Here is a 24,940-nt window from a genome sequence, read left to right as displayed (position 1 = left end):
AAAAGTGAGTGATTTTGTTTTAAAGGGAGAAAGCAGACCGACGCGGCGGCGCGCGGGTATCGGGGTAAAGCCAGGGGAAAAAGTGCCAGTGGCTGACCACCTGACGAGGCGGCTTCACGCGCAGCCGCTGCAACACCACGCTGAGCAGAACGATAAGCGCCAGCATCACGCCCGGAACATGCGCTAACAGCACGCAGTAGCCGCACGCCTCCGCATGGTCAACTGGCATAGAATGCGGCATATCACCATGATGCTCGTCCATCGACATCATGCTCATGTCGTGGTGCATGCCCGGCATGGCGCTCATGGGATCTTTTTGCAGCGAGACGGAGATCAGCGGCGCCACGACGATCAGCAGGATCGCAAACAGCGCGGTCAATGCCGCTGCGCGTTTCCAGCTATGCTGATGCAGTACGTTATCCACTTACCCTCCGCCCAAGAGGCGAACATTGTAAATGATTTATGACGGAAGGGTTAACGCGAGAGGTGCGATGGGATAAAAAAAGGGCCAGCCTTTCGGCCAGCCCTTTCTAACAGGATGTCGCTTAAGCGAATCTTAGTTCAGACGCTTTTATTTTAAGTCTTTTAAAAACAATAAGTTATATAAATAACAATTAGTTACGCACATCCTCGGTATGTTCTCGCACATCCTCGCACATCCTCTGTGGTCACTCCGTGGACATTATCGCGTTGAGCGGATTCAAATCTACAGCTTGTTCGAGGTGGTCAGGTGCAAAGTGGGCATACTTCATTGTTTCGCGAATGTTGGCATGTCCGAGGACTTTTTGCAGAACCAGTATGTTTCCGCCGTTCATCATAAAGTGAGATGCGAATGTGTGCCGCAATACGTGTGTTTTTTGCCCTTCTGTCAGCTCAATATCCGTGAGTTGAAGCATTTTTTTAAACTCCTGATAGCAGGGTTTAAACAATTTTCCCTGCCGCTGGCTTAATTCATCATATAGCCACTTCTGAATCGGAACGGTGCGATTCTTTTTGCCTTTTGTCTTGGTGAAGGTGAGCTTATAGGGCGAAAGCTGTGATCGGGTTAGTCTCTCCGCTTCACCCCATCGCGCACCGGTAGCTAGGCAAACTTTAACTATCATCGTGAGATTAGGTTTACCATATTCTTCACAGGCTTTCAGGAGCTGGGGAATTTGTTCAAGCGTGAGCCATGACATTTCCTTTTCAGCTTCCTTAAATACGCGAACCCCTTCAAGTGGGTTAGGTAAAGCCCACTCCCCCAACCTTTTCAGCTCGTTAAACACCGCCTCAAGATAATGATGCTCACGGTTAACGGTGATGGGCTTTGCTACCCATTTAGCAGGGTCTTTGTGATAACCGTTATCAATTTCGCCTCGGAGACGACGGTCTCGATAATGCGCCCAATCTTTAGCTGTGAGCTGAGACGCGACCGGGTCGCCTAGGCCATTACAGATGATGTGCAATTTAGCCAAGCGCGACTTACTAGCAACTAAAGCCTGACCGTGCAAGTTATGCCACAGCATAATTAACTCGCTTAGCTTGCGGCGATCCTCTTTATCAGACATCCAAGGCTTGTTAGCAGCTTCATCGCGATAATACTGCTCATATGCAACCGCCTCCCCCTTAGTGGCAAAGCGTTTACGCACACGACGACTCTCACGGCCATCAACACGAAAATCACATAGCCATTCGCCAGAAGGTAGTTTCTTAGCAGTCATTTTTAAATACTTTTGCTTAAGGTTAGAAAGACCATGCCTACGCAGATAATTTCATTAACAAGGCATTCAAACTGAGATGAATCATTTTTTACTGCCAGCTTATTACCAGGTAAACGCGCGATATCGTATACATCGCAGGTGCCATCAACATCGATAAGCCAGCGGCCATTAGCGAAATTTTTCACATCAAGATCTACAAGCCAGCCATTGCCATTTTTCTCTACAAGCACAGGCTTTATTACGTTTGTATCAATCATTGAAGAATCACAGAACCACAATCCAGATTCCACCATTTGCCCGGTGTGAACGCTGTATTTTGGCAACTGCTTCAAACCCACAGGCAATGATGTCGGCTCTTCAGTTCGTTGTTCTTGTATACTGCCGTTACCTGTAGCTAACCAATACAATGACGCACCGGTATCAAGCGCACAGACAATTACGACATCACCAGGAAAATGCTCACGGCGAACCCATGCACTCATAGTTCCTGATGGAATTCCCAGATGATCGCCGAGTTCTTTCTGCAAAGTGAAACCATAAGCCTGCAAGATGCGCTGTAAAATCTCTTTACCGCCAGAGTTCTCCATCGCCTCCATCAGCTTTTTCCCATTCATGGGATATTTGCCAGGAGCCAAACTTACATTTGCAAGTTCAACACCCTCAAGAAGCCATTTAATATCAGCGCCAGTGTCGAATGAGCATTGAATCAGATAGTCACCCGGAATCTTCCCTCTCTTCATCCAGTTGCTGATAGTAGGCAAAGGTATTTTTGTTATTTCTGAATATGCTGCCCTTGTCCTAACACCATAAGAAATAAGAATTCTTTCGAAAATTTCTTGAGCAACACCGCTTTCATCGTCCATAAAGACCCCATAAATTAACAATCGGACGTTGCAATCATCCAATTGAACGGATAGCATTGCCTCAACACACCGTAAATGTGCGAGAACGTACCTAAAACGAACGTAACCGGAGATATTCAATGAAGACTCTTCAAATTGCAATCCCTTCTGGCCCAGACTTCCTCTCATATGAAGAGTTCGCAGAGCAGTACGGATGCAGCCTCAACACAGTAAAAGACATGATTAAACGTGGCGAGTTGCTTACTGTCCCTCGTGTTCGCGAGAGCAGCATGGGCAGAATCAATATGATAGCTTTCCGAGCGCGTCTGCTGGCTCAGGCGATTAATTCGCGTTATGCCGTGTTTCAGTAACTTGATTTTGCAAGTTGGAAGGAACCACAACATGTTAGATTTTCGCGTTTCGTCACATTCACACTTCGATGATGCTTGCCGTAATTTCGCTTTGACTCATAACGTCAAGGAGCTGGCGGTTAAGGCGAATATCAAGCCACACACGCTCTATAACAAACTCAACCCTGAGCAGCCGCACCAGTTAACGCCCCGCGAGATTTGGACACTGACCGACCTGACAGAAGACTCAACGCTCGTTGATGGATTTCTCGCTCAGATTCATTGCCTGCCATGCGTGCCGGTTAATGAGCTGGCGAAAGACAAATTGCAGTCTTACGTCATGCGCGCCATGAGTGAACTCGGTGAACTGGCAAGCGGAGCCGTGTCTACGGAACGTCTTACCCCGTCTCGTAAGAGCAACATGATAGAGAGCGTTAATGCCGGTATTCGCATGTTGTCGCTTACTGCCCTCGCGTTACAGGCTCGACTCCAGGCTAATCCAGCAATGGCAAGCGCGGTTGATACCGTGAGCGGCCTCGGCGCTTCATTCGGTCTTATGTGAGGTGGCTATGTTGAAAAATGAACCGTCTTTCGCATCCCTGTTGGTTAAACCAAGCCCGGCCATGCACTGCGGTCACGGCTGGATTATCGGGCAGGATGGCAAACGCTGGCACCCGAGTCGCTCACAAGCCGATTTACTGGCTGGTTTATCTTCCCAAAAAAAGAGGGGCTCATGGCTCTTGAATCTTTGCCGCAAACTGCACCGCTGATGGTTGGCGAACGCCTTGTGGGTCTTAACTATGTTGCTGAACTGCGTGCAAAACACCTGGGCGACAGCAGCAAAGAGCTTGAAAGGTTTGTGGCCGACATGCGTGATAAACGTGATCCACAACATGAGGAAAATAGCCGGGCATTATCTGCGATTTTCTTTATGGCAAAAATACCGGGCGCACGTCATGACCTCAAATTAAGTGAACTGACTACTGAGGAGAAAAAAGCGCTTATTACAGCGATGAATCATTTTCGCGCAGTAGTGAGCTTATTTCCCAAACGGCTGACCATGCCGAATTAACCCGAAACGAAATTAATGGCGTAAACCCGCCGGGCATTTTTTTGCCTGAAATCAGGAGAAAGACCATGCAGAAAGAATCACCAAAAATGTTTAACGCTGAAAGCGATCCCCTCATGGCCGTGATTGATATAGCCAAGAAAGAAGAGCGTAAAGCGCGCGCCGCTGCGGTTTCAATTCGCCTTGAAGCTCTGGCCGTTCATATCGCAAACAAGCGTATGTCCTGCTTTGAAGTGGCTGAACTTCTGCGCGGTGAGGCTGCGCGTTATGAAAACGAGTCAATGGAGTTGCACTGAATGAGCATTCACATCGAAATCGGTGATAACTGGGTTATTACCAGCGACAAATTTCAATTCATTTTGAATGAAAAGAAAGTTGTTAAATCAGGGAAAAATGCTGGCGAGCTATGCCTCTGTACAATCGGCTATTACCCAAAAATCAATCAGCTTATTTCTGGCCTGATTCATCACCATATTCAGCATTCTGCCATTATTTCTCTTGAAGCGATGGCCGCTGAAATTGAGCGCGTAGGGATGCTCTGTAGCAAGGCTCTCAATGAGGCTGATGCTGATGCCTAACTCTGCGGAAGATAAATACTATCCGTGGCGTGCTGCAAGAAAAGCGGTTAACCCCTACCTGAACCCGGCGGAAGTTGCGCCGGTTTCTGCGCTTTCAAACCTGATTACTCTCTACGCTGCGGACAATGAGCAGGAACAACTGCGCCGCGAGGACATGAGTAATCAGGTTTGGGAACGCTTTTTCTATAACGAATCACGCGATCCAGTTCAGCGTGACATGGCGCAGGAGCAACTCGTAAGCCGCGCAAAAATGTCACGGGAACAACAACTCTTCAACCCAGACCAGGTAATTATTGCCAACGTTCTTGCCGAACCTGCACACATCAGCAAGCCCCTGTTTGAACGAATTAAATATTTTCAAAGTCTGGACAAACCGAAGGCTTATTCCCGCTATTTGCGTGAAACCATCAGGCCTTGTCTTGAGCGGCTGGAGCGTGTGCGAGTCAGCCAGGTATCGGCATCTTTCCGTTTCATGGCAAGCCATGACGGGCTTGATGGTCTGCTTATGCTTCCTGAAATGAATCAGGAGCAAGTAAAGCGACTTTCTACCCTGGTCGCTGCTCACATGAGTTCGTGTCTTGATACGGCCTGCGGCGATCTGTTTGTTGATGATGACGTAAAGCCAGAAGAAATCCGCAAGTCTTGGGAAAGGGTTGCGGCAGAGGCCATGCGCCTTGATGTTATACCACCGGCTTTCGAACAACTTCGCCGTAAGAAGCGCCGCCGTAAGCCAGTGCCTTACGAGCTTATTCCGGGTTCACTGGCTCGAATGCTTTGCGCGGACTGGTGGTATCGCAAGCTGTGGCAAATGCGCTGCGAATGGCGCGAGGAACAGTTGCGCGCTGTTTGTCTGGTTAACAAGAAAGCTTCACCGTATGTCAGCTATGAAGCCGTGATCCACAAGCGCGAGCAACGCCGTAAATCACTTGAATTCTTCCGCTCGCATGAGCTGGTCAACGCTGACGGCGATACGCTGGACATGGAAGAGGTGGTTAACGCCAGCAGCAGCAATCCTGCACATCGCCGTAACGAAATGATGGCCTGTGTTAAGGGGCTGGAGCTTATTGCAGAAATGCGCGGAGAGTGCGCGGTGTTCTATACCATAACCTGCCCTTCACGCTTCCATGCAACTCTCAATAACGGCAGACCCAATCCGAAGTGGACTAGCGAAACCGTTCGCCAGAGTAGCAATTATCTGGTGGAGACGTTCGCAGCATTCCGCAAAGCGATGCACAAAGCCGGGATGCGCTGGTATGGCGTCCGCGTTGCTGAGCCTCACCATGATGGTACTGTCCACTGGCATCTCCTGTGCTTCATGCGTAAGAAAGAACGCCGCGCCATCACTGCAATGTTGCGTAAATTTGCTATCCGAGAAGACCGTGAGGAACTGGGTTCTAATACCGGGCCACGGTTCAAGTCTGAGCTTATAAACCCGCGTAAAGGTACGCCTACAAGCTATATCGCAAAATACATCAGTAAGAATATTGACGGGCGCGGACTTGCTGGGGAAATCAGCAAAGAAACAGGGAAATCGCTGCGTGATAACGCTGAAAATGTTAACGCATGGGCATCGCTTCACCGTGTCCAGCAATTCCGATTTTTCGGTATACCGGGTCGCCAGGCATATCGCGAATTGCGTTTGTTGGCTGGTCAGGCATCAAGAAATCAGAGCGACAGCAAAGCAGGCGCAGCGGTACTGGATAATCCACGCCTTGATGCCGTTCTTGCTGCGGCCGATGCTGGTTGCTTCGCTACCTACATCATGAAACAGGGTGGCGTTTTGGTGCCACGCAAACACCACCTTGTCAGGACTGCATATGAGCTTAACGACGAGCCGAGCGCCTATGGCGATCATGGTGTGCGTATTTATGGCATCTGGTCACCAATAGCAGAGGGGCGAATTTGCACTCACGCGGTTAAGTGGAAAATGGTTCGTAAAGCCGTTGACCTTCAGGAGGCGACAGCCGACAAGGGCGCTTGCGCCCCTTGGACTCGTGGCAATAACTGTCCCCCTGTGGAAATTGTGAACAATTCAGAGGCTGGCTGTGCTGTCATACCACCAGATATTGCAAACATGGCTCACCGGGAGTTGCAGGAATACCTGCACAGCATGGGCAAAAAAGAACTAAGGGAGTTAAACATCCGGTTACGCCTGGTTAAACCGAAGCGTAGAAAGGGCTATAAACAGGAAATAACAGCTCACCAGCGCTTACAGCTTGAGGCAGAGCTAAGTTCCAGAGGCTTTGACAGCAGTGATTCAGAAATTGACCTGCTTCTGCGTGGTGGCAGTATTCCGTCAGGTGGTGGGATGCGTATTTTCTACCGAAACCAGCGCTTGCGGGAAGATGATAAATGGCGTCAGTGGTATTAATTCCTATGTTAAACAGGGTCATAAACCTGCCATTTTCGCACCTAATATCCTAACAACGTCATAGCGGAGTTCTTCTGCCTTTTTTTGGCATAAAATGACGGCCTTTTGCCATTGATCCTGTGTCGGAATCACGGACATATCTTTTGAAACGACCACAATATGCAAACATCGCCCGGTTCCAAGTGCTCCAGCAACAAGGCATACAACTTTAGTTGTTCCCATAAGTTCAATTGACGCTTTCCGCATTTTCGTTCCCCGTAGTTCTTAAAAGAAAAGTGTTACGCAGCCTGATGCATGTTCGCAAAGTTGCGATGCCGTCCCTTAAACTAAATTTACCCGCTTAAAAATATCACACTCATTCAAGCACATACCATTGACTGACTTGTTAATTTTTCCTTTCAATTTTTAACGCCGCTGATATACTGGATAAATATACAGTGGATTATTGTAGGAGGGAATTCATGATTGGCGAGTGTTTCAGCCAAACGCAGCATAAATGGGCATGTGTGCAATTCATTGCCGAGGTATCTCTGATAGCAAATTGCAAATCATCAGATCTTAAACTTGCCCTCTCCATCATTGCTGACCTTGCGAGCAGAGAAAACGACAAAGCTGATAATGAACTTTTCTATGAGGTTCAATAAATTATGCGAGTCAATATCACCATAGATAAAGAGCAAAAAATTAGCCAAGCGACACTGGATGCACTTGAGGCTGAGTTGTACCGCAATCTTCAACCTATTTACCCAAAGACTGCGATCCGCATTCGCAAAGGTTCTGCTAATGGTGTTGAGCTAAGCGGTTTGAAACTCGACGAAGATAAAAAACGAGTGATGGAAATAATGCAGCAGGTCTGGGAGGACGATAGCTGGCTGCATTAACAAACGCAGCCGGTGCTGAAACTCGCTTTCAGTGCTGGCGGGGTTGAACAACGAGCCAGGCGAGGCGTTAGCGATTTTCCTTTGTGTCATATCCAGAACACCGGTTATCAGTTGGTCATCTGCCATTCCGTGCTTACCATGCCTTTTCTTAAGCACTTTCGATGCGCCTGAAAATGACTAGCTAAAAAAGAGGATTAGAATGTTATCTCTTGTTTATGAAAACCCGTGGACGACGGTTTTCCTGTTGATTGTCGCCAGTTGTTGCCTAAACAGTATTATTGGCGCAATTCGAGGCCAGTAAGCCCCATAAATACCAACACTAACCGGCACCGAAAATGCCGGTTTTTTTATGCCATTTTTACGCTATTTTTCTGTTTTTTAGCGCTGCGTGCATTTAGTGCATGAGTTTGCATTCGTTTTTTACGTCAGGTTTTGCCAGCCAGCGCCAGCACTGGCGCGGCTCGGGGCTTCTGATGCGCCTGCATTAAAAGCGACCCATTAAGCGGGCAGGCGTGGCGGGGAGAGCATTGCGCGCTGGAGGTGTAATTTAATTTATTTATTTTTGCGCTCTCAGCGCTTCATAGCGGCAATATTTCAGTAAAAGCGTTGCTATGGGTGCGTGCGGATAAGGGCGGCGTGAGGCGCGTCTAGTGGTGCGTGTGATAATGCCGCCAGATAGCGGCATTTTTGGGCTGTGGGTTACTCTGAACCTGATTCGATGTCGTAATCCTTAAAGCGGATCACTTCCATTCCTAACCAGTCGTTTATCTCTTTGAAACGTTCCTGCAATGGCGAAAGCTCGTTGCGTACAAACACCTTTGCCACCTTCTCGACATCCCCTAGCGATGCGATATTTTCAGGCTTGCCGCCCATCAACTGAAACGGCACGCGGTGCGCATCAAGCAGGTCGGCGGCGCTCACCTTTTTGATGTTGAAAAAATCATCCTTCGTGGCGACTTCACTCAGCGGCACGATCTTAATGCCATCCGGTTTCCCGTTCGGGGCATAGTAAAACAGGTTTTTAAAATTCCCGAGTCCTTTCGAGTCACGCATCGCAGAGCGCAGCGACTCAACATCAGTGCTGCTTTGCGCCGCATCGGTCACGTACATGATGTAACCCGCGTGCGCGCCGTTCTGGTAATACTTGCGACGAAACAGCGTGGCGGATTCATTCAGCCAGGCGGAATTGAGCGCGCTCAGATATTCCGGCATCCCGTAAAGCTCCTGATTAATATCAGGCTCCAGCAGGTGATACACCGTGCCGGGCGCAAATTCGTGCGGGGTGGTAAAACTCGGCACATACCAGTACACCCCATCCTCCACACCCCGGCGCGTGTATTTGGCCGGGGATGTTTCCAGCTTCATGATTTTATTGGTCACACTGAGGCGTTTTTCGAGATAGGCGTTGGCAAATACCAGGTAATCCAGTACCAGACGGCTGAAATCCTGACGGGACAACAGCGGGTGCGGAATGTAGGTGCTCACAATGATATTGCGCTTTACGTAAATCGGGGAGCTGTGGTGGACGGCAGAGCGCAGGCTTTTCGCCAGCCCCGAGAAGTTGACCGGTGGCTCGTACCACCTGCCATTATGCACACATTCGACATAGTCCAGAATATCGCGGCGATCCAGAACGGCGGAGGGCTCACCAAAGGTGAACGCCTCCATTTTTTGCGGCGCGCTGGCGGTCATGGTGCGGGTTTTCTTTTGGCGTTTTTTCATCTTAGTTAATATCCAGAATTGAGGCTGATTGCATACCGCTACCGGCGGAAAGCGGCTCGTTTAACAGGGCGTGCATGGTTGCCCACGCGATATCTGCGTGGCTGGCCTCTTCACTGCGGCTGGCTTCATAGGTGGCACTGCGGCCGCTGCTGGTCATGGTTTTGCGGATAGCCATAAATGACTGAGTGATGTCGGTAGCACCGGCGTCATATTCCAGGCACCCACGGCGAATGGTGTCTTTCGCCTTGAGCACCATTGCGGTTTTCATTTCCGGCGTGTAGCGGATGGCGCGCGCCGCCGGGAAGAATGAACGCACGAGCTGGTAAACACCCTGGCCGATGCCGGTCGCATCGATGCCGATATAGTCGACGGTGTATTTCTCGGTCAGCGCACGGATGGCCTCGGCCTGCGCGGCAAAATCCATGCCTTTCCACTGGTGACGCTCAAGGATGCGGAACTTGCCACCGGCAACCAGTGGCGGAGCCAGCACCGCACAGCCTGCGCTGTCGCCGGTGTGTGACGGGTCGTAGCCAATCCAGACCGGACGCCAGTTAAACGGACGGTCGGCGAATGGCTCAAAGTCCTCCCATTCTTCCATCGCATCGACCATGCAACGCTGCAGCTCCTCGAACGGGAATACAGACGCCTTATCGTCGACAAACTCGCACATAAACAGGTTACGGAAGTCATCCGCGCTGTTTTCCTGTTTGAGCTGGTCGAGGTTAAACAGGGTGCAGCCACCGGCGAGCGCGTCTTCAATGGTGACAATCTGTCGCCACTGGCCGTCCGGGCAAAGTACGCCACCGGCAAGCGCCTTGTGACTGATATCGATGTCGACACGTTCGTCGCGGCTACTGCGGCCACGGTTAAACAGCTCGCCTGACCAGAACGGATACGCGCCATGCGCCAGCGTGGACGGGGTAGAAAAATAGGTGGTGCGCAGGTGTGACTGCGAGGCCATGCCCGAGGCCACTTTGCGCAGCTTCTGGAAATTGGGTATCCAGAAAATTTCATCAACGTACAGGTCGCCGTTGTGGCTCTGCGCAGTGTTGGAATTTGTCCCGAGAAAAATCAGCTCAGCGCCGTTATTGCCGATGACAATAGGGTCGCCTGACAGGTCGACGTCGACCAGACGCGCAAAGGCGATGATGTATTTTCGGAACACGTAAGCCTGCGTTTTACTGGCCGACAGAAATATCTGGTTTTGCCCGGTTTTGAGGGCGCGCAGGAGTGCCTCGCGCGCAAAGTAGAACGTTGCGCCAATCTGGCGCGATTTGAGGATGTGGCGAATGCGGTGCGCGATGCCTGCCTTATGCCAGTTGAGCTGATAGTCAAAGGACTGGTCGAAGAAAATCTCTTCCAGTTTTTCAATCGCTTCATCACTGAAGAAATTACGTTTCGGCTTTTTGCGATCCCCTTTGTTGCGGTTCGCAATACTGGGATTTAAATCCACCTCGTTTCCGGTCTGGCCGTAGCGGTTCACGCGCGCGAGGCGCTCCATCTGGCGCGACAGAAAATCAGCGACTTTAAAATCATGCGGTGTCATGGCGGGCTTTGCGTAAAGCTGGATAAGCCGCGCCTCCAGCGTCGATTCCACGCGGTTAATCGGTGCGGTTTCTTCCCATCCATCACGCTGTTTCCAGCTCTGCACGGTCGGGCGCTTGAGCTGCAACATTTCGCAGATTTGCGGCACGGCAAACCCCTGCCAGTACAACAGGCGCGCCTGTCGTCGTGGGTCATTTAACAGTGAAAGGTCAGTTGAAATGGTCATGAATGCCTCGTTTTGTCGGTACGAAGCAAGGCTAAGGAAATCGCTGCACGTAATCGCTAAGCGCCTGTTGTGTCAGGGGTTGCACTTCTGCAACCGGTGGATGATGCGGGGCGGAGTCGGGAAACTAACCCCGAACCGAAAACCCAACATCAGGACACCTGAACAATGGCAAAAAAAGTTTCTAAATGGTTTCGCATTGGCGTCGAAGGTGACACCTGCGATGGCCGTGTCATCAGTGGCGAGGATATTCAGGATAGCCGGGGCGGGGTTCCTCAGTGTCGGTTTCAGTATTGCGGGTAGCGCGATAGTTGCGGCCATCAGTGCAATAAGCTGGCCGATTGTGGCCGTGGTTGCGGCTGTTGTGGCCGGTGCACTGCTCATCCGTAAATACTGGGAGCCGATAAGTGCCTTTTTCGGAGGCGTGGTTGAAGGTCTGAAAGCTGCCTTTGCACCTGTCGCAGAGCTTTTTGCACCACTTAAGCCGGTGTTTGACTGGCTGGGCGTAAAGCTCCAGGAATTGTGGCAATGGTTCAGTAACCTGATTGCCCCGGTGAAGTCGACGCAGGACACGCTAAACAGTTGCCGCGATGCCGGTGTGTTATTCGGTCAGGCGCTGGCCGATGCCCTGACCCTTCCCCTGACGGCCTTTAACAAGCTGCGTAGCGGGATTGACTGGGTGCTTGAAAAGCTCGGTGTCATCAATAAAGCCTCGGGAACGCTTGACCAGACGGCGGCGAAAGCGAACGCGGCGGCTCAGTCTGGGGGATATGTCCCGGCGGCCAGTGCTTATGGTGGTTATCAGCCTTATCCAGCGCCGCAGGGAATGGCGCAGGGCTATCAGCCCGTTAATGGTCAGCCCGCCAATACCGGTGGGAGTTATCAGGGTTACAGGCCTGTCACCGCGCCTGCCGGGCGCTCTTATGTTGACCAGAGCAAAAATGACTATCACATCAACGTGCAGGGCGGCACTGGTGCGGGGACAAACCTCGACCGCCAGTTGCAGGATGCGCTCGAAAAATATGAGCGTGACAAACGCGCCCGTAACCGTTCCAGCATGATGCATGACGAATAAGGAGAAACGCCCGACATGATGCTTGCATTAGGCATGTTTGTTTTTATGCGCCAGACGCTGCCCTATCAGACCCTACAGAGGGATGCAGAATACCGATGGCCGTCAAATAGCCGCGTTGGCAAACGTGACGCCTTTCAGTTCCTCGGTGTGGGTGAGGAAAAAATCACCCTTGCCGGGGTGCTTTATCCTGAGCTGACGGGTGGGAGAATGACGATGACCACCATCAGGCTGATGGCTGAGGAGGGGCGCGCGTGGCCGCTGCTGGATGGCACGGGGATGATTTATGGCATGTACGTCATCAACAGCGTGAGCGACACCGGCAGTGTTTTTTTCTCTGACGGAACGGCGCGGAAAATTGATTTTACGCTGACGCTTACCCGCGTAGACCCTTCACTTGCTGCACTGTACGGGGATATTGGCAAGCAGGCCGAAACCCTTATCGGCAAGGCGGGTGATATGGCGAAGAAATTACCAGGTATGATGGGGATGGGTTAATGCTGAATGTACTGAATAATAATGCGGGTGGTGTGCTGACGCCTGCGTTTATGCTGACAATCAACAGTAAGGATATTACTGGCAATATCAGTGACCGGCTCATTAACCTGACGCTGACAGACAACCGCGGATTTGAGGCTGACCAGCTCGATATAGAGCTGGATGATTCAGACGGGCTGGTTGAGCTTCCGTTGCGCGGCGCGGTTCTCAGCCTGTATCTTGGCTGGAAAGGCTTTGCTCTCGTTGGTAAGGGGAGCTTTACCGTTGACGAAGTCGAGCACAGGGGCGCGCCTGATACCGTCACCATACGCGCACGCAGTGCAGATTTTCGCGGCACGCTCAATTCACGCCGGGAAGAGTCATGGCATGACACCACAATTGCCTCAGTGATTGAGGCGATCGCAGCGCGAAATAAACTGACCGCCAGCGTTTTGCCGGAGCTGGCAAAAATCAAAATTCCTCACATTGACCAGTCGCAGGAATCAGACGCCAAATTTTTGACACGACTTGCTGAACTCAACGGCGGAGAGGTATCGGTTAAGGCCGGGAAATTGCTGTTTATCAAGGCCGGGCGCGGAGTGACCGCCAGCGGAAAAGCGATCCCGCAGGTAACGATTTCGCGCGAAGATGGCGACAGGCATCAATTCTCAATTGCCGACCGTGGGGCATACACGGGTGTTACAGCGAAATGGCTGCACACCAAAGACCCGAAGCCGCAGGCTCAGAAGGTGAAGCTCAGGCGCAAGGAGAAGGAAAAGAAAACCAGAGCCAGCGCCCACCCGAAAGCGAAGACACCCGTGAAAGAACCGGAAGCGCGCGAGGGCGAATACATGGCCGGGGAGGCCGATAATGTGTTTGCGCTGACAACAGTTTTTGCCAGCAAAGCACAGGCTATGCGCGCAGCACAAGCCAAGTGGGATAAGTTACAACGGGGTGTTGCAGAGTTTTCCATCAGTCTTGCAACGGGTCGGGCAGACCTCTACCCAGAGACACCGGTCAGGGTGACAGGGTTCAAGCGGGTCATAGATGAGCAGGTGTGGGTAATTACGAAAGTGACGCACTCACTCAGCAATAACGGCTACTCAACGGGGCTGGAGCTTGAAGTTAAGTTGTCTGATGTTGAGTATGAAGAAGTTGAAAAATAAAAAAATGCAAACATAAACTTGCAAATGTAAGTTTCGGGTTTATTATCCCCTCAAGTTACAAATGAAGGGGAAAAATTATGATGCACTGCCCGTTATGCCAAGATGCCTCACATGCGCGGTCAAGTCGATATCTGAGCACTGAAACGAAAGAGCGTTATCATCAGTGCCAAAACATAAATTGTGGATGTACCTTTGTTACGCATGAAACCCTTGCCAGATTCATCGTTAAGCCTGGCGAGGTAGTACCAGCACCGCCCCACCCTTCCAAGTACAATCAAGGTAATCTTTGGCTATAACCTGCTTCGGCAGGTTTTTTTATTCTTCTGTCGTGGTCATTCGTGGACATTACGCGATCTGCGTGGACATTACGTGGACACCAAAACAAAAAAAAGGGGTCAGCATTACGCTAACCCCTTGTTCTATAACACGCTTTGGATGTCGCGTGAGATGCGCTCTTAGTTCAGACGCTCTTTAATACGAGCAGACTTACCAGTACGCTCACGCAGGTAGTACAGTTTAGCTTTACGTACAGCACCACGACGTTTAACAGCAATGCTGTCAACTACCGGAGAGTGAGTCTGGAAGACACGCTCAACGCCTTCGCCGTTGGAAATTTTACGAACAGTGAATGCAGAGTGCAGACCGCGGTTACGAATAGCGATAACCACGCCCTCGAATGCCTGCAGACGTTTTTTGGAACCTTCAACAACCCATACTTTCACTTCCACGGTGTCACCTGGACGGAAGGAAGGTACGTCCTGCTTCATCTGCTCTTGTTCAAGTTGCTTAATAATGTTGCTCATAATTTAATCTCTTATCCTGGGTAAACTGATATTCGGGAGCGTATTACGCTTTCCCATCATGTTCATGCTGCTGGTGCGCGTGTTCAGTTTTGAACTCGGCCAGCAACTTTGCTTGCTCTTCAGTCAGAGCCAGGTTTTCCAGAAGTTCAGGTCTTCTAAGCCAGGTTCGGCCCAGCGACTGCTTCAAACGCCAGCGACGTATCTCGGCATGGTTTCCAGACAGTAACACTGCCGGGACTTCCATCCCTTCTAACACTTCAGGACGAGTATAGTGTGGACAGTCCAGCAACCCATCGGCAAAGGAATCTTCCGTTGCCGAAGCTTCATGGCCCAGAACCCCCGGAATAAACCGGGCGACGGAGTCAATCAGCGTCATTGCCGGTAACTCACCACCGCTGAGAACGTAATCGCCGATAGACCATTCTTCGTCAATCTCGGTTTGAATTACGCGCTCATCTATCCCTTCGTAGCGACCACAGACCAAAATCAGCTTTTGATTCGTCGCCAGTTCGCTCACGCCCGCTTGATCAAGCTTGCGTCCCTGAGGTGACAGATAAATCACCTTCGCGCCTTCACCTGCCGCGGCTTTTGCTGTGTGAATGGCGTCCCGTAAGGGTTGCACCATCATCAACATCCCCGGTCCGCCGCCGTAAGGACGATCGTCCACGGTACGGTGCCGGTCGTGCGTGAAGTCACGAGGACTCCAGCTCTGGATGCTCAGCAGGCCATTCTTTACTGCCCGGCCAGTTACCCCGTAATCGGTAATCGCGCGGAACATTTCAGGAAACAGGCTAATTATGCCAATCCACATAGCGCCGTCTTTTACCGTTTATCCGGAGAATTTAAAAACCAGGATCCCAATCTACTTCAATGGTTTGAGTAGTGAGATCGACTTTCTTGATAACCTGTCCATCGAGGAACGGAACCAACCGCTCCTTGATGCCAAATGCATCTTTCAGGTTTGCCTTAATGACGAGAACGTCATTTGACCCGGTTTCCATCATGTCGATGACTTTCCCCAGGCTGTAGCCTTCAGTGGTCACTACCTGGCAACCCATAAGGTCTTTCCAGTAGTAGTCACCCTCTTCCAGCTGTGGCAACTGCGACGAATCCACAACAATTTCACAATTAGTCAGCGCATTCGCGGCATCACGATCGTCAATGCCTTTCAGCTTGATGATGATGTCCTGATTGTGGTGACGCCAGCTTTCCAGCTCGACCTCTTCCCACTTACCGGCTTTCTGGATAAACCAGGGCTGGTAATTAAAAATGCTATCAGCGTCTTCAGTGGAGGAAAACACTCTGAGCCAACCACGGATACCGTAGCAAGAACCCATTTTTCCCAATACGATCGGTTCAACAGGTGCTTTATTGCTCATCATGACCACCGTGACAGATTAAGCTGCTTTGTTTGCTGCTTTGATCAGCGTAGCAACGCGATCGGAAACAGTAGCGCCCTGGCCAACCCAGTGAGCGATACGATCCAGATCCAGACGGGTTTCTTCTTCTGCGCCAGCGGCCAGTGGGTTGAAGAAACCAACGCGCTCGATGAAGCGACCGTTGCGTGCATTACGGCTGTCAGTCACAACAACCTGGTAGAACGGACGCTTTTTAGCGCCGTGACGAGCTAAACGAATAGTTACCATAACATCCTCTTGTGTGAATAAAACAACCGGGCCCCATCGAGGAACGGAGCCCGGGTGTCATATTAAAAGCCCGAAAATTTTACTCATTTTCGGGCAAAAAGCAATCTCAAAAGCGATTAACGCCCAGGAAAACCGGGAGGCATCATGCCTTTCATGCCGCGCATCATCTTCGCCATGCCGCCTTTCTTCATTTTCTTCATCATGCGCTGCATGTCGTCGAACTGTTTCAGAAGGCGGTTAACGTCCTGCACCTGCATGCCGCAACCGGCTGCGATACGGCGTTTACGGGAACCTTTGATGATTTCTGGCTTCGCGCGCTCTTTCAGCGTCATCGAGTTGATGATGGCCTCCATACGCACCAGCACTTTGTCATCCATCTGGGATTTGACGTTGTCCGGGATCTGGCCCATGCCTGGCAGTTTGCCCATCAGGCTTGCCATGCCGCCCATGTTTTTCATCTGACGCAGCTGCTCAAGGAAGTCGGTCAGATCGAAACCGTCGCCCTTTTTCAGCTTGCTGGCGAGTTTTTCCGCCTGCGCGCGGTCAACCTTGCTTTCAATATCTTCGATCAGCGACAGCACGTCGCCCATGCCGAGGATACGGGAGGCAATACGATCCGGATGGAACGGCTCCAGCGCTTCGGTTTTCTCGCCCACGCCGAGGAACTTGATTGGCTTACCGGTGATATGACGAATAGAGAGCGCCGCACCGCCGCGGGCATCGCCGTCGACTTTGGTCAGCACCACGCCGGTTAACGGCAGGGCTTCGTTAAACGCTTTTGCGGTGTTCGCCGCATCCTGACCGGTCATGGCGTCAACAACAAACAGGGTCTCTACCGGATTGATAGAGGCATGCACCTGCTTGATTTCGTCCATCATCGCTTCGTCAACGTGCAGACGACCGGCGGTATCCACCAGCAGCACGTCGTAGAATTTCAGCTTCGCCTCTTTCAGCGCCGCGTTAACGATATCGACAGGCTTCTGCGCCACGTCGGACGGGAAGAAGTCAACGCCAACCTGCTCGGCCAACGTTTCCAGCTGTTTGATCGCCGCCGGGCGATACACGTCCGCCGACACCACCAGCACCTTTTTCTTGTGCTTTTCGCGCAGGAATTTCCCCAGCTTACCGACGCTGGTAGTTTTACCCGCACCTTGCAGACCCGCCATCAGCACGACGGCCGGCGGCTGAGCCGCCAGGTTTAGCACCTGGTTCTCTTCGCCCATCGCCGAAACCAGCTCGTTACGGACGATTTTGACGAACTCCTGACCCGGAGTCAGGCTCTTGTTCACTTCATGGCCAACCGCTTTCTCTTTCACGCGGTTGATAAAATCACGCACGACCGGCAACGCGACGTCTGCTTCCAGCAGCGCCATGCGCACTTCGCGCAGCGTTTCCTTGATGTTCTCTTCGGTGAGGCGTCCACGGCCGCTGATGTTGCGCAGCGTGCGCGACAAACGATCGGTTAAATTATCAAACATTGTCTCTCGCCTGGGGTAGAAACGTTAGGTCGCCTGGGCGACACATACACAGAATTTTGCCGGAGTATAACATGAAGGCGCCTTTGTTGTTATGCAACGGTTGGAGCAGGCGTCACGTAACGTTATACTGCTTCTCTTTCTTATTAAGACAACTGTCGACGCCTATATGCCTGTTTTCGCACTGATCGCCCTTGTTGCCTACTCTGTCAGCCTCGCGCTGATCATTCCTGGCCTGCTGCAAAAAAACAGCGGCTGGCGGCGCATGGCTATTCTTTCGGCAGTGATCGCACTGATTAGCCACGCGTTTGCGCTGGAATCACGCATCATTCCCGGCGACGGCAGCGTGCAAAATCTGAGCGTACTGAACGTCGGCTCGCTGGTCAGCCTGATGATCTGTACGGTCATGACCATTGTCGCGTCTAAAAACCGTGGCTGGCTGCTGCTGCCGATAGTCTACGCCTTTGCGCTGATCAACCTGGCGTTAGCCACGTTCATGCCCAATGAGTTTATTACTCACCTGGAAGCCACGCCGGGGATGCTGGTGCATATTGGCCTGTCGCTGTTCTCCTACGCGACGCTGATCATCGCCGCCCTTTACGCCATGCAACTCGCCTGGATTGACTACCAGCTGAAAAATAAAAAGCTGGCGTTTAATCACGAAATGCCGCCGCTGATGGTGATTGAGCGTAAGATGTTCCACATCACCCAGGTCGGTGTGGTTCTGCTGACGCTGACGCTGTGCACGGGCTTGTTTTATATGAAGAACCTGTTCAGCGTGGAGAATATCGATAAAGCGGTCCTCTCCATCATCGCGTGGTTTGTCTATATTGTCCTGTTATGGGGCCATTATCATGAAGGCTGGCGCGGTCGTCGCGTGGTCTGGTTCAACGTAGCGGGTGCGGGCATTCTCACGCTTGCCTATTTTGGTAGCCGCTTCATACAGCAATTTGCTGGCTAAGTAACAAAAGGAGTTCCCCCTGGAACACATCTCTACCACCACGCTGATCGTCATTCTGGTCATCATGGTGGTCATCTCCGCTTATTTCTCTGGCTCTGAAACCGGCATGATGACGCTGAACCGCTACCGGTTACGCCATCGCGCCAAGCAGGGTAACCGTGCCGCGCGTCGTGTCGAAAAGCTTCTGCGTAAGCCGGACCGGCTGATTAGCCTGGTGCTTATCGGTAACAACCTGGTCAATATTCTCGCCTCTGCACTGGGCACCATCGTCGGGATGCGTCTATACGGCAACGCAGGCGTGGCGATTGCCACAGGTGTGCTCACGTTTGTGGTGCTGGTGTTTGCGGAAGTGCTGCCCAAAACCATCGCCGCGCTTTACCCGGAAAAAGTCGCCTACCCGAGCAGCTTCCTGTTAGCACCGCTGCTTATTCTGATGATGCCGCTGGTCTGGCTGCTGAATATGGTGACACGGGTGCTGATGCGCATGGTGGGTATAAAGGCAGACGTCACCATTAGTAGCGCGCTCAGCAAAGACGAACTGCGTACCATCGTGAATGAATCCCGCTCGCAGATCTCCCGCCGCAATCAGGACATGCTCCTGTCGGTGCTGGATCTGGAAAAGGTCAGCGTTGACGACATCATGGTGCCGCGCAATGAAATCGTCGGGATTGATATCAACGACGACTGGAAGGCCATTGTCCGCCAGCTGACACACTCCCCGCACGGGCGTATCGTCCTCTATCGCGATTCCCTCGACGATGCCATCAGCATGCTGCGCGTGCGCGAGGCCTATCGTCTGATGACTGAGAAAAACGAGTTCACCAAAGAGGTGATGCTGCGCGCCGCCGACGAAATTTACTACGTGCCGGAAGGCACCCCACTCAGCACGCAACTGGTGAAGTTCCAGCGAAACAAGAAGAAAGTCGGCCTGGTGGTGGATGAATACGGCGATATACAGGGGCTGGTGACGGTCGAAGATATTCTGGAAGAGATTGTCGGGGACTTTACCACGTCAATGTCGCCTTCCCTTGCGGAAGAAGTCACCCCGCAAAACGACGGGTCAGTGCTTATCGACGGCAGCGCCAACATTCGTGAAATCAATAAAGCGTTCAACTGGCATTTGCCGGAAGACGAAGCGCGGACGATGAACGGAATGATCCTGGAAGCGCTGGAAGAGATCCCGGCGGCAGGCACGCGCGTGCGCATTGAACAGTATGATATTGATATTCTAGACGTTCAGGACAACATGATTAAGCAGGTGAAGGTCCTGCCCGTTAAACCTTTACGCGAAAGTATCGCCGAATAAAATGTAGGCCGGGTAAGGCGAACGCCGCCACCCGGCACTACAGGCAGCACGTTATGCTTTCGCTTTCGCCACGGTCACCATCGCAGCGCGAATAGTACGACCGTTCAGGGTATACCCTTTCTGCATCACGCCCAGCACGTTACCCGCGGCAACGTCTTCGGATTCCACCATCGCAATGGCCTGGTGAACGTTTGGATCCAGCGGTACGTCCGTATCGGCAATCACTTCAACACCGAACTTACGCACCACATCCAGCATGGATTTCAGCGTCAGCTCAATGCCTTCAATCATCGCCGCGTTATCCGGGTTAGCTTTATCCGCCACTTCCAGCGCGCGATCCAGGCTGTCGATCACCGGAAGCAGTTCGTTGACGAATTTCTCCAGCGCAAATTTGTGCGCCTTTTCAACGTCCAGCTCGGTACGACGGCGCAGGTTTTCCATTTCCGCTTTGATACGCAGTACGCCATCGCGTTCGCGATTCTGCGCTTCTACCAACTGAGCTTCCAGGTTGGCAATTTTTTCATCGCGCGGGTCCACCTGCTCAGCAGACGTGTCTGGCTCTACTGCCTCAACTTCATCGTGCTGTTCCGTGATAATTTCTTCAGGGGCTTGCCCCTCAGGCGTTTTCTGTTCTTTACTACTCATGAATTTCTCCGCGTTTTTCTGCATTCATCTCGCTAACTTCGCTTATTATGGGGATCAGTTTCCTGGATTCAAGGGAACAAGGCAGATTGTCATCATTCATCAGGCACAAGGACCTCCAGAAAATGAATAATCATTTCAGGTGTATTGGGATCGTCGGCCATCCGCGTCACCCTACCGCATTGACGACACATGAAATGTTGTATCGCTGGCTGTGTGGTAAAGGCTATGAAGTGATGGTCGAGCAGCAGATCGCCCAGGAGTTGCAGCTTAAAAGCGTCAGAACCGGCACGCTGGCGGAAATTGGCCAGCAGGCGGATCTCGCCGTGGTGGTCGGTGGCGACGGCAATATGCTGGGCGCGGCGCGAACGCTGGCTCGCTATGATATTAAGGTTATTGGTATTAACCGTGGCAATCTCGGTTTCCTGACCGACCTCGACCCGGACAATGCGCAGCAGCAGCTGGCGGACGTGCTGGAAGGCCACTATATCAGTGAAAAACGGTTTTTACTGGAAGCCCAGGTGTGTCAGCAGGACTGCCAGAAGCGCATCAGCACCGCCATTAACGAGGTGGTTCTCCATCCCGGTAAAGTGGCGCACATGATCGAGTTCGAAGTCTATATCGACGAAATCTTCGCTTTCTCGCAGCGTTCTGACGGGCTGATTATTTCAACCCCGACGGGGTCAACTGCCTACTCGCTTTCAGCCGGAGGCCCAATCCTGACGCCATCGCTGGATGCCATTACCCTGGTGCCGATGTTCCCGCATACGCTCTCGGCGCGTCCGCTGGTGATCAACGGCGACAGCACCATCCGCCTGCGTTTTTCCCATCGCCGTAACGACCTGGAGATCAGCTGCGACAGTCAGATTGCGCTCCCCATTCAGGAAGGTGAAGATGTCCTCATTCGCCGCTGCGATTACCATCTGAACCTGATTCACCCGAAAGATTACAGCTATTTCAACACATTAAGCTCCAAGCTCGGCTGGTCAAAAAAATTGTTCTGATTTTGCATCCAGCACTTTACTGTATATAAAACCAGTTTATACTGTATACAAACACAGTTATGGTTTTTCATACAGGAAAACAATTATGCTGGCACAACTGACCATCAGCAACTTTGCCATTGTTCGTGAGCTTGAGATCGACTTCCATAGCGGAATGACGGCGATTACCGGAGAAACCGGTGCAGGTAAATCCATTGCCATTGATGCCCTCGGCTTGTGCCTCGGCGGTCGTGCTGAGGGGGATATGGTGCGCACAGGCGCCGCCCGTGCCGATCTCTGCGCCCGCTTCTCGTTGAAAGACACACCTGCCGCCCTGCGCTGGCTGGAAGCGAACCAGCTCGAAGACGGACGTGAGTGTTTACTTCGCCGCGTCATCAGCAGCGATGGCCGCTCCCGCGGTTTTATCAATGGTACAGCGGTTCCCCTTTCCCAGCTTCGCGAGCTGGGCCAGCTGCTCATCCAGATCCATGGTCAGCATGCGCACCAGCAGTTAATCAAACCCGAACAACAGAAAGCCCTGCTTGATGGCTACGCAGGTGAGTACGCGCTTACTCAACTCATGGCGGAGCACTATCGTCAGTGGCATCAAAGCTGCCGCGAACTTGCGCAGCATCAGCAGCAAAGCCAGGAGCGTACCGCGCGCGCCGAGCTGCTGGAATATCAGCTGAAAGAGCTGAACGAATTTAACCCGCAGGCGGGTGAATTTGAGCAAATCGACGAAGAGTACAAGCGTCTGGCCAACAGCGGTCAGCTGCTTTCCACCAGCCAGACTGCCCTTAACATGCTGGCGGATGGCGAAGACGTGAATTTGCAGAGCCAGCTGTATAACGTGCGTCAGCTTGTGACCGAACTGACCGGCATGGACAATAAGCTTTCTGGCGTACTGGAAATGCTGGAAGAGGCCGCGATTCAGATTTCAGAAGCCGGGGATGAGCTGCGCCACTATTGTGAACGTCTGGATCTCGACCCGAACCGTCTGTTCGAACTTGAGCAACGCATCTCCCGTCAGATTTCACTGGCGCGTAAGCATCACGTAACCCCGGAAGAGCTGCCGAATTACTATCAGTCTCTGCTGGAGGAACAGCAGCAGCTGGACGATCAGGCCGATTCCCTTGAAACCTTGTCTCTGGCGGTTAATCTGCATCATCAGCAGGCGCTGGAAACGGCGAAACGGCTGCATGACGTGCGGCAACACTATGCGCTGGAGCTTAGCCAGCACATTACCGACAGCATGCATACGCTGGCGATGCCGCATGGGGTGTTCACCATAGATGTTCGCTTTGAAGAGAATCACCTGACGGCGGAAGGCGCAGATCGCGTAGAATTCCGCGTCACCACCAACCCGGGCCAGCCTTTGCAGGCGATTTCGAAAGTGGCTTCCGGCGGTGAACTGTCGCGTATCGCCCTGGCCATTCAGGTGATTACCGCCCGTAAAATGGAAACCCCGGCGTTGATTTTCGATGAAGTGGATGTGGGTATCAGCGGCCCGACCGCGGCCGTTGTCGGCAAACTGCTGCGTCAGTTAGGTGAATCGACGCAGGTCATGTGTGTGACTCACCTGCCGCAGGTCGCCGGTTGTGGTCATCACCACTTTATCGTCAGCAAGGAAACCGATGGCGAAATGACGGAAACGCACATGAAGCCGCTGGATAAACGCTCACGCTTGCAGGAGCTGGCACGCCTGCTCGGCGGCAGTGAAGTCACCCGCAATACGCTTGCGAATGCGAAAGAACTGCTGGCGGCATAAACTTTTTCGGGATCTCAGGGTCATACAGAACAACAAAAACGCCGCCAGACCGGTTTCAAAGTGGGGCAAGGTCTATTATCATCGGCATATTACATATGAGCCGCGTACTGCTCGGGCCCGAAAAGGAATCAAATCACTATGCGCTGTAAAACGCTGACCGCTGCCGCAGCGGTTCTTCTGATGTTGACCGCAGGCTGTTCCACTCTGGAGAAAGTGGTTTACCGTCCTGACATCAACCAGGGGAACTACCTTACCCCCAACGATGTGTCCAAAATCCGCGTGGGTATGACACAACAGCAGGTCGCTTATGCCCTGGGAACCCCGATGATGTCCGATCCGTTCGGCACAAACACCTGGTTCTATGTATTCCGCCAGCAGCCTGGTCATGAAGATGTGACCCAGCAAACCCTGACGCTGACCTTCAGCAGTGCCGGCGTGCTGACCAACATCGACAACAAGCCTGCCCTGACCAAATAATCAGGCGTCAGCAACGCAAAAAGGTGCTCAATGAGCACCTTTTTTGTGAATGTTTTTTTGGCTACTTACCGGATTTCTCTGCTCGCTGACGGCGCAGCTCTTTCGGGTCGGCAATCAGCGGACGATAGATTTCAACCCTGTCGCCCTCTTTCAGCACATCACCGAGCTTTACCGGACGGCTATAAATCCCGACTTTATTCTTCGCCAGGTCAATATCACGGCGAAGTTCAAGGATGCCGGAGGCCCGGATAGCCGCCTCAACGGTGGCGCCCTCTTCAAGCGTCACGCGCTGCAAATACTGCTTCTCCGGCAGCGCATACACCACCTCAACAGCAATCTTATGCGACACTGTAAACCTCTTTGGCGCGCGTGGTGAACGCCTGAACCATATTCGAGGCCAGCTCTTTAAAGATACGGCCAAACGCCAGTTCGATCAGCTTATTGGTAAATTCAAAATCCAGATGAAACTCAATGCGGCAGGCGTCAGCGCTCAGTGGCGTAAACTTCCACCCTCCCATCAGTTTTTTAAACGGACCATCCACCAGATGCATCAAAATACTCTGATTGCTCGTCAGGGTATTGCGCGTGGTGAACGTTTTGCTGATCCCCGCTTTGGAGACATCCACGGCCGCAGTCATCTGCGTCGGGCCGGATTCCAGCACCCGGCTACCGGTGCATCCCGGAATAAATTCCGGATAGGACTGAACGTCGTTCACTAACTGATACATTTGTTCCGCGCTGTAGGGAACAAGCGCGGTACGGCTAATCTGAGGCATAGCATTTTCCATGGTCACACAACAGACAAATAATAACATTTATCACCTGTTAAAAAAACGCTAAGCCTTATCTCGTGCTAAGATAGCGCGTTAGACCTCACAGGACG

General features: G+C 52.0%; 31 protein-coding genes and 3 pseudogenes. 19 read left to right on the top strand and 15 right to left on the bottom strand.

Translation table 11 applies throughout. The features are described 5' to 3' along the window. Window positions 1-19: 19 nt before the first annotated feature. From SK62_RS04890 to SK62_RS23135, 4 genes and pseudogenes are all read right to left on the bottom strand, one after another. Entirely contained in the window at window positions 20-424 is a 405-nt protein-coding gene (locus tag SK62_RS04890) for a DUF2946 domain-containing protein (RefSeq protein ID WP_047718512.1), read from the bottom strand. A 244-nt stretch (window positions 425-668) separates the two neighbouring features. Continuing rightward, complete coding sequence (locus tag SK62_RS04885) at window positions 669-1,700, bottom strand: site-specific integrase (protein WP_045359356.1); 1,032 nt, start codon at window positions 1,698-1,700, stop codon at window positions 669-671. Between the two features lie 2 nt (window positions 1,701-1,702). After that, window positions 1,703-2,287: a phage repressor protein CI gene (locus SK62_RS04880; RefSeq protein ID WP_226867080.1), complete on the bottom strand. Its 585-nt coding sequence runs from the start codon at window positions 2,285-2,287 to the stop codon at window positions 1,703-1,705. Window positions 2,288-2,362: 75 nt separating this feature from the next. Beyond that, window positions 2,363-2,563: pseudogene (locus SK62_RS23135) on the bottom strand (helix-turn-helix domain-containing protein); the annotation flags it as partial. 218 nt (window positions 2,564-2,781) lie between these two features. Between SK62_RS23135 and SK62_RS23015 the strand changes: the two are divergent. The 7 genes from SK62_RS23015 to SK62_RS04850 all read left to right on the top strand — a co-directional run bounded on the left by SK62_RS23015 (window position 2,782) and on the right by SK62_RS04850 (window position 6,910). Beyond that, the gene (locus SK62_RS23015) at window positions 2,782-2,913 is read left to right on the top strand and encodes a hypothetical protein (protein WP_162184618.1); all 132 of its coding nucleotides are present in this window, start codon (window positions 2,782-2,784) and stop codon (window positions 2,911-2,913) included. A gap of 31 nt (window positions 2,914-2,944) precedes the next feature. Beyond that, window positions 2,945-3,454, top strand: a complete 510-nt coding sequence (locus tag SK62_RS04870; protein WP_045359362.1) for a phage regulatory CII family protein — start codon at window positions 2,945-2,947, stop codon at window positions 3,452-3,454. Between the two features lie 7 nt (window positions 3,455-3,461). Then, complete coding sequence (locus SK62_RS22065) at window positions 3,462-3,662, top strand: phage filamentation protein Fil family protein (protein WP_072050071.1); 201 nt, start codon at window positions 3,462-3,464, stop codon at window positions 3,660-3,662. Then, window positions 3,626-3,964 carry a DUF5347 domain-containing protein gene (locus tag SK62_RS04865; protein ID WP_045359364.1) on the top strand — a complete coding sequence of 113 codons (339 nt, stop codon included), beginning with the start codon at window positions 3,626-3,628 and terminating at the stop codon, window positions 3,962-3,964. The genes SK62_RS22065 and SK62_RS04865 overlap by 37 nt, the downstream gene beginning before the upstream one ends. Before the next feature lie 65 nt (window positions 3,965-4,029). Then, entirely contained in the window at window positions 4,030-4,257 is a 228-nt protein-coding gene (locus SK62_RS04860; RefSeq protein ID WP_045359367.1) for a DUF2732 family protein, read from the top strand. After that, complete coding sequence (locus tag SK62_RS04855) at window positions 4,258-4,539, top strand: DUF5405 family protein (RefSeq protein ID WP_045359370.1); 282 nt, start codon at window positions 4,258-4,260, stop codon at window positions 4,537-4,539. Continuing rightward, window positions 4,526-6,910 carry a replication endonuclease gene (locus tag SK62_RS04850; protein WP_226867079.1) on the top strand — a complete coding sequence of 795 codons (2,385 nt, stop codon included), beginning with the start codon at window positions 4,526-4,528 and terminating at the stop codon, window positions 6,908-6,910. Before SK62_RS04855 ends, SK62_RS04850 begins: the two co-directional genes overlap by 14 nt. A gap of 18 nt (window positions 6,911-6,928) precedes the next feature. Here SK62_RS04850 and SK62_RS22795 read toward each other — a convergent pair whose 3' ends face one another. Next, window positions 6,929-7,156, bottom strand: coding sequence for a hypothetical protein (locus SK62_RS22795; protein WP_049108644.1), 228 nt, complete (start codon window positions 7,154-7,156; stop codon window positions 6,929-6,931). 215 nt (window positions 7,157-7,371) lie between these two features. Here SK62_RS22795 and SK62_RS23130 point away from each other — a divergent pair, with 215 nt between their 5' ends. After that, window positions 7,372-7,554 (top strand): hypothetical protein, encoded by a 183-nt coding sequence (locus tag SK62_RS23130; RefSeq protein WP_045359375.1) that lies wholly within the window; start codon window positions 7,372-7,374, stop codon window positions 7,552-7,554. A 3-nt stretch (window positions 7,555-7,557) separates the two neighbouring features. Beyond that, window positions 7,558-7,791, top strand: coding sequence for a DinI family protein (locus tag SK62_RS04840; protein WP_048249328.1), 234 nt, complete (start codon window positions 7,558-7,560; stop codon window positions 7,789-7,791). A 699-nt stretch (window positions 7,792-8,490) separates the two neighbouring features. On the opposite strand, the gene SK62_RS04835 is transcribed toward SK62_RS04840, so the two are convergent. Both SK62_RS04835 and SK62_RS04830 read right to left on the bottom strand, forming a co-directional pair. After that, window positions 8,491-9,513 carry a phage portal protein gene (locus SK62_RS04835; RefSeq protein ID WP_048249326.1) on the bottom strand — a complete coding sequence of 341 codons (1,023 nt, stop codon included), beginning with the start codon at window positions 9,511-9,513 and terminating at the stop codon, window positions 8,491-8,493. Between the two features lies 1 nt (window position 9,514). After that, window positions 9,515-11,284 carry a terminase ATPase subunit family protein gene (locus SK62_RS04830; protein ID WP_048249324.1) on the bottom strand — a complete coding sequence of 590 codons (1,770 nt, stop codon included), beginning with the start codon at window positions 11,282-11,284 and terminating at the stop codon, window positions 9,515-9,517. A 165-nt stretch (window positions 11,285-11,449) separates the two neighbouring features. Between SK62_RS04830 and SK62_RS22790 the strand changes: the two are divergent. From SK62_RS22790 to SK62_RS22055, 5 genes and pseudogenes are all read left to right on the top strand, one after another. Next, window positions 11,450-11,539 (top strand): annotated as a pseudogene (locus tag SK62_RS22790) (GPO family capsid scaffolding protein); the annotation flags it as partial. Next, window positions 11,538-12,356 (top strand): annotated as a pseudogene (locus SK62_RS04825) (hypothetical protein); the annotation flags it as partial. The pseudogenes SK62_RS22790 and SK62_RS04825, both read left to right, overlap by 2 nt. A gap of 15 nt (window positions 12,357-12,371) precedes the next feature. Further along, complete coding sequence (locus tag SK62_RS04820) at window positions 12,372-12,851, top strand: phage tail protein (protein WP_048249321.1); 480 nt, start codon at window positions 12,372-12,374, stop codon at window positions 12,849-12,851. After that, window positions 12,851-13,996, top strand: coding sequence for a phage late control D family protein (locus tag SK62_RS04815; RefSeq protein WP_048249319.1), 1,146 nt, complete (start codon window positions 12,851-12,853; stop codon window positions 13,994-13,996). Before SK62_RS04820 ends, SK62_RS04815 begins: the two co-directional genes overlap by 1 nt. A 77-nt stretch (window positions 13,997-14,073) precedes the next feature. Then, window positions 14,074-14,292 (top strand): DNA-binding transcriptional regulator, encoded by a 219-nt coding sequence (locus tag SK62_RS22055; protein WP_072050070.1) that lies wholly within the window; start codon window positions 14,074-14,076, stop codon window positions 14,290-14,292. A 159-nt stretch (window positions 14,293-14,451) separates the two neighbouring features. Here SK62_RS22055 and rplS read toward each other — a convergent pair whose 3' ends face one another. The 5 genes from rplS to ffh all read right to left on the bottom strand — a co-directional run bounded on the left by rplS (window position 14,452) and on the right by ffh (window position 17,923). Further along, complete coding sequence (gene rplS / locus SK62_RS04810) at window positions 14,452-14,799, bottom strand: 50S ribosomal protein L19 (protein ID WP_002914145.1); 348 nt, start codon at window positions 14,797-14,799, stop codon at window positions 14,452-14,454. Between the two features lie 43 nt (window positions 14,800-14,842). After that, on the bottom strand, window positions 14,843-15,610 hold the full coding sequence (gene trmD / locus SK62_RS04805; protein ID WP_003863138.1) for a tRNA (guanosine(37)-N1)-methyltransferase TrmD: 768 nt from the start codon (window positions 15,608-15,610) through the stop codon (window positions 14,843-14,845). A 31-nt stretch (window positions 15,611-15,641) separates the two neighbouring features. After that, a complete protein-coding gene (gene rimM / locus SK62_RS04800) occupies window positions 15,642-16,181 on the bottom strand; it encodes a ribosome maturation factor RimM (RefSeq protein ID WP_015571575.1) in 540 nt (179 codons plus the stop codon). A 15-nt stretch (window positions 16,182-16,196) separates the two neighbouring features. Then, window positions 16,197-16,445 (bottom strand): 30S ribosomal protein S16, encoded by a 249-nt coding sequence (gene rpsP / locus SK62_RS04795; RefSeq protein ID WP_003863133.1) that lies wholly within the window; start codon window positions 16,443-16,445, stop codon window positions 16,197-16,199. A gap of 116 nt (window positions 16,446-16,561) precedes the next feature. After that, window positions 16,562-17,923: a signal recognition particle protein gene (ffh, locus tag SK62_RS04790; protein WP_003863132.1), complete on the bottom strand. Its 1,362-nt coding sequence runs from the start codon at window positions 17,921-17,923 to the stop codon at window positions 16,562-16,564. A 166-nt stretch (window positions 17,924-18,089) separates the two neighbouring features. On the opposite strand from ffh, the gene SK62_RS04785 reads away from it, so the two are divergent. Continuing rightward, window positions 18,090-18,881 (top strand): cytochrome C assembly family protein, encoded by a 792-nt coding sequence (locus SK62_RS04785; protein WP_014832951.1) that lies wholly within the window; start codon window positions 18,090-18,092, stop codon window positions 18,879-18,881. Window positions 18,882-18,900: 19 nt separating this feature from the next. Next, window positions 18,901-20,187, top strand: a complete 1,287-nt coding sequence (locus SK62_RS04780) for an HlyC/CorC family transporter (protein WP_026094274.1) — start codon at window positions 18,901-18,903, stop codon at window positions 20,185-20,187. Window positions 20,188-20,238: 51 nt separating this feature from the next. On the opposite strand, the gene grpE is transcribed toward SK62_RS04780, so the two are convergent. Further along, on the bottom strand, window positions 20,239-20,832 hold the full coding sequence (gene grpE, locus SK62_RS04775; protein WP_003863126.1) for a nucleotide exchange factor GrpE: 594 nt from the start codon (window positions 20,830-20,832) through the stop codon (window positions 20,239-20,241). A 122-nt stretch (window positions 20,833-20,954) separates the two neighbouring features. Between grpE and nadK the strand changes: the two genes are divergently transcribed. The 3 genes from nadK (at window position 20,955) to bamE (ending at window position 24,057) form a co-directional block, all read left to right on the top strand. Continuing rightward, window positions 20,955-21,833, top strand: a complete 879-nt coding sequence (gene nadK / locus SK62_RS04765; RefSeq protein ID WP_017383004.1) for an NAD(+) kinase — start codon at window positions 20,955-20,957, stop codon at window positions 21,831-21,833. A gap of 85 nt (window positions 21,834-21,918) precedes the next feature. Continuing rightward, entirely contained in the window at window positions 21,919-23,580 is a 1,662-nt protein-coding gene (gene recN / locus SK62_RS04760; protein WP_015571579.1) for a DNA repair protein RecN, read from the top strand. 138 nt (window positions 23,581-23,718) lie between these two features. After that, window positions 23,719-24,057 (top strand): outer membrane protein assembly factor BamE, encoded by a 339-nt coding sequence (gene bamE, locus SK62_RS04755; RefSeq protein WP_003863121.1) that lies wholly within the window; start codon window positions 23,719-23,721, stop codon window positions 24,055-24,057. A gap of 61 nt (window positions 24,058-24,118) precedes the next feature. Here bamE and SK62_RS04750 read toward each other — a convergent pair whose 3' ends face one another. After that, window positions 24,119-24,406, bottom strand: coding sequence for an RnfH family protein (locus SK62_RS04750; protein WP_003863119.1), 288 nt, complete (start codon window positions 24,404-24,406; stop codon window positions 24,119-24,121). Continuing rightward, window positions 24,396-24,833, bottom strand: coding sequence for a type II toxin-antitoxin system RatA family toxin (locus tag SK62_RS04745; RefSeq protein ID WP_003863117.1), 438 nt, complete (start codon window positions 24,831-24,833; stop codon window positions 24,396-24,398). Before SK62_RS04745 ends, SK62_RS04750 begins: the two co-directional genes overlap by 11 nt. Window positions 24,834-24,940 lie beyond the last annotated feature (107 nt).

The sequence above is a fragment of the Enterobacter sp. BIDMC109 genome (assembly GCF_001037885.1).
Lineage (GTDB): Bacteria > Pseudomonadota > Gammaproteobacteria > Enterobacterales > Enterobacteriaceae > Enterobacter > Enterobacter hormaechei_C.
This window is presented reverse-complemented; position numbering and strand designations above follow the sequence as displayed.